This is a genomic window from Kitasatospora sp. NPDC058243, from assembly GCF_042882025.1.
Taxonomy (GTDB): Bacteria; Actinomycetota; Actinomycetes; order Streptomycetales; family Streptomycetaceae; genus Kitasatospora.
The window spans coordinates 30925-32862 of record NZ_JBHVWW010000085.1; the positions used below are offsets into that span (position 1 = coordinate 30925).

Here is a 1938-nt window from a genome sequence, read left to right on the forward strand (position 1 = left end):
GGGCTTAGAAGACGTTGTGTAGAGGGGGAGAAAAGGTGGGAGGGGAGTAGAGAAACCCCCAACAAAACCAAAAAACCCCCCCCCCCCCCTCCCCCCCCCCCCCCCCCCCGCTCCCGGTGACCGCTCAGACCCGGCAGGCCGTCTCCAGCCAGACGTCCCCGAGCGACTCCTCCAGCGGCACCTGTGTCCGCCAGCCGAGACGGTCCCGGGCGGTGCGCACGTCCGCCTGCCGCCACGGCACCGGCTCCCCCGCCGCGACCCGGCCCTCCGGCCGGTGGCCCTCCACCCGGTGGCCCGGCAGGTGGTGGCCGGGCAGGTGGTCGCCGACCGGGCCGCCGGCCTGCGCGGGCAGCAGGACCTGCCGGTTCTCCTCGACGATCGCCCCCTCGAAGCCGGACGCCCGGACCAGCAGCTGGGCCGCGTCCCGGGCCCGGACGGCGTGCCCGCTGCCGATGTTGACCACCCCGGTGGCGGCCGACACCGCCGCCGCCTGGATCGCCCGCGCGACGTCCCGCACGTCCACGAAATCCCGGTATCCGGACAGGTCCGGCATCCGCACCTGGGCCTCGTCCCGCTCCAGGGCCCGCCGCAGCCCCTCCGCGAGCCGCCCGAACAGCGAGGCGGTCGGCGCCCCCGGGCCCACCACGTCGAACACCCGCAGCACCGCCGCGTCCAGGCCCGACGCCAGCACCAGCTCCGTCCCGGCCAGCTTGGACACCCCGTACGGGCCGACCGGCCGCGGCTCGGCCTGCTCCGACACCGGCACCCCACCCGGCACCGGGCCGTACTCGGCGGCCGAGCCGACGTGCACCAGCCGGGCCGGCTCCCGGCTGCGCCGGATCGCCTCGCAGACGGTGGCGACGGCCAGCGTGTTCGACCGGATCAGGGTGCGCGAGCTGCCGTAGGTGGCGCCCGCGCAGTTGATCACCACCTGCGGCGCGACCGCGTCCAGGAACCGGGCCAGCGCGCCCGGGCTTCCGGTGGTCAGGTCGAAGCGGATGTCGGCCGAGTCGCGCCGGCCGAGCACCGTCACCTGCAACTCCTGGTCCATGAGCAGACGATCGGTGACCCGGCGGCCGATGAAACCGTCGGCGCCCAGCAGCAGCACCCTCATCGGGGGCGTCCTTCCACGAAGCGAGGTCGGGGACGACCTGGCGGACTGAAATCAAGAGCGGACTGAGTGAGAGCAACGAGAAGGGGGCGGCACCCGGGGCCGCACCGGCGGGCGGGGCTCAGCGGTGCGAACCGGCCCGGCCGAGCACGGCCCAGGCGTACGCCAGCAGCACCGCGGCGACCGCGCCGCCGCCGAGCAGCCCGGCCGTCGGCCCGGAGCGGCCCAGGGCGAGCAGCCCGAGCACCACGGCGGGCCCGGCCAGCGCCCCCGCCGCCGCGGCCGTCGTCCGGCCGCAGCGGGCCAGCAGCGCGGGCAGCACCAGCAGCAGGCCCAGCACGCCCTGCGCCGCCCACTGCGCGGCGTCGGCCCGTTCGGCCGCCAGGTGCAGCAGGCCCCCGCCGTGGCCCGGCCCGGGGCGCGGCGCGAGGACGGTCAGCACCGCCAGCGCGGCGAAGGTCAGCACCGCGAGCACCGCCAGGTGCAGGGCGACCGCCACCGGGAGCACCGGCCGCATCCGGGACCGGAACTCGGCCAGCGTGGCCGCCGCGCCGAGATGGCCGCGGCCGACCTGCCGGTACCAGCGGGCCGCCCGCTCGGCCGACCCGGCCGACACCGCCCCGGCCAGCACCAGCGCGGCGGTCAGCCGCCGGTCCCCGTCCGCCGCGGCCAGCGGGAGCAGAAGCAGCGCGGCCAGGCCCAGCCCGTACCCCAGCGCCGCCGGGCGCCACCGGGAGCCGGCCCGCCGCGGCGCCCGCGCCGGGCCCAGCCCGTCCACCGCGCGGCAGGGGCCGGTGCACGGCGGGCCGGGCTCGACGGCGGGGTCC

Annotated in this window: 1 protein-coding gene and 1 pseudogene; both read right to left on the reverse strand. The window is 78.1% G+C overall.

From position 1 onward, the window contains the following. Positions 1-124: 124 nt before the first annotated feature. Positions 125-1114, reverse strand: coding sequence for an NAD-dependent epimerase/dehydratase family protein (locus ACFVX9_RS35705; protein ID WP_380378191.1), 990 nt, complete (start codon positions 1112-1114; stop codon positions 125-127). Positions 1115-1232: 118 nt separating this feature from the next. Next, a pseudogene (locus ACFVX9_RS35710) lies at positions 1233-1938 on the reverse strand (hypothetical protein); the annotation flags it as partial.